The organism is Photobacterium kasasachensis (assembly GCF_050336885.1).
Lineage (GTDB): Bacteria > Pseudomonadota > Gammaproteobacteria > Enterobacterales > Vibrionaceae > Photobacterium > Photobacterium kasasachensis.
On sequence record NZ_JAKJSH010000057.1, the window covers coordinates 1 to 1503 of the forward strand.

The 1503-nt window shown below is 49.7% G+C and carries 11 tRNA genes; all 11 read right to left on the reverse strand.

The window, feature by feature from the left end:
• Positions 1-68: 68 nt before the first annotated feature.
• Positions 69-153: transfer RNA gene (locus tag L4D19_RS30120), tRNA-Leu, on the reverse strand.
• Between the two features lie 45 nt (positions 154-198).
• Positions 199-285 (reverse strand) — tRNA-Leu (locus tag L4D19_RS30125).
• Between the two features lie 29 nt (positions 286-314).
• Positions 315-391, reverse strand: a tRNA-Met gene (locus tag L4D19_RS30130).
• 50 nt (positions 392-441) lie between these two features.
• Positions 442-516 (reverse strand) — tRNA-Gln (locus L4D19_RS30135).
• Between the two features lie 68 nt (positions 517-584).
• Positions 585-669, reverse strand: a tRNA-Leu gene (locus L4D19_RS30140).
• Between the two features lie 36 nt (positions 670-705).
• A tRNA-Met gene (locus L4D19_RS30145) sits at positions 706-782 on the reverse strand.
• Between the two features lie 45 nt (positions 783-827).
• Positions 828-902: transfer RNA gene (locus L4D19_RS30150), tRNA-Gln, on the reverse strand.
• A 49-nt stretch (positions 903-951) separates the two neighbouring features.
• Positions 952-1036, reverse strand: a tRNA-Leu gene (locus L4D19_RS30155).
• Positions 1037-1071: 35 nt separating this feature from the next.
• A tRNA-Met gene (locus tag L4D19_RS30160) sits at positions 1072-1148 on the reverse strand.
• A 46-nt stretch (positions 1149-1194) separates the two neighbouring features.
• A tRNA-Gln gene (locus L4D19_RS30165) sits at positions 1195-1269 on the reverse strand.
• A 51-nt stretch (positions 1270-1320) separates the two neighbouring features.
• A tRNA-Leu gene (locus L4D19_RS30170) sits at positions 1321-1405 on the reverse strand.
• Between the last annotated feature and the right edge of the window lie 98 nt (positions 1406-1503).

The window sequence follows — 1503 nt, forward strand, 5'->3', positions numbered from 1 at the left end:
CGAGCGAGCTGATGTAACTCTGATTGTATTTTTCAGTTCGGGAATTGGTGTTCCGAACTAAAGAATAATGGTGCGGAAGGAGAGACTTGAACTCTCACACCTTGCGGCGCCAGAACCTAAATCTGGTGCGTCTACCAATTCCGCCACTTCCGCATTTTTTCTTTTTAATCAACGCCCGTAAGCATTGAATTTGTAACTTGGTGCGGAGGGAGGGACTTGAACCCTCACGTCCTTGCGGACACTAGCACCTGAAGCTAGCGCGTCTACCAATTCCGCCACCACCGCACATGGTGTCATTTTCTCGTTAAAGAAAATGGTGGCTACGACGGGATTCGAACCTGTGACCCCATCATTATGAGTGATGTGCTCTAACCAACTGAGCTACGTAGCCATTTTTTTACAGGCTGCTGACTATACAGGATAATCAACACCTTGAAAAGGTGGCAGGGCTACCTGGATTCGAACCAGGGGATGACGGGATCAAAACCCGTTGCCTTACCGCTTGGCGATAGCCCTACAATGTGTTGTTCTCACAACAGGCTTTTTACAAAGCCGCTCTCACTGCCTCAAAGAGGGGGAGAGAATGGTGCGGAAGGAGAGACTTGAACTCTCACACCTTGCGGCGCCAGAACCTAAATCTGGTGCGTCTACCAATTCCGCCACTTCCGCATTCTACTGTTTTACATCATTCCGGTAAAGGAAGGATGGTGGCTACGACGGGATTCGAACCTGTGACCCCATCATTATGAGTGATGTGCTCTAACCAACTGAGCTACGTAGCCTCACAAGGTTGCTGACTATACATGATAATCAACAGCATTGAAAGATGGCAGGTCTACCTGGATTCGAACCAGGGGATGACGGGATCAAAACCCGTTGCCTTACCGCTTGGCGATAGACCTGCAGGTGTTCACTTAAGAACTGCTCTCGTACCTCAAAGAGGAGAGAGAATGGTGCGGAAGGAGAGACTTGAACTCTCACACCTTGCGGCGCCAGAACCTAAATCTGGTGCGTCTACCAATTCCGCCACTTCCGCATCATGAGTTTTACATCATCCCGGTAGAGGGAGGATGGTGGCTACGACGGGATTCGAACCTGTGACCCCATCATTATGAGTGATGTGCTCTAACCAACTGAGCTACGTAGCCAATTTTAAGTTGCTGACCAAATAAGTTGCTCAACAGCTTTAAATAGTGGCAGGTCTACCTGGATTCGAACCAGGGAATGACGGGATCAAAACCCGTTGCCTTACCGCTTGGCGATAGACCTGCAGGATGTTCACTTAAGAACTGTCTCTCGTGCCTCAAAGAGGGGAGAGAATGGTGCGGAAGGAGAGACTTGAACTCTCACACCTTGCGGCGCCAGAACCTAAATCTGGTGCGTCTACCAATTCCGCCACTTCCGCATCATGAGTTTTACATCATCCCGGTAGAGGGAGGATGGTGGCTACGACGGGATTCGAACCTGTGACCCCATCATTATGAGTGATGTGCTCTAACCAAC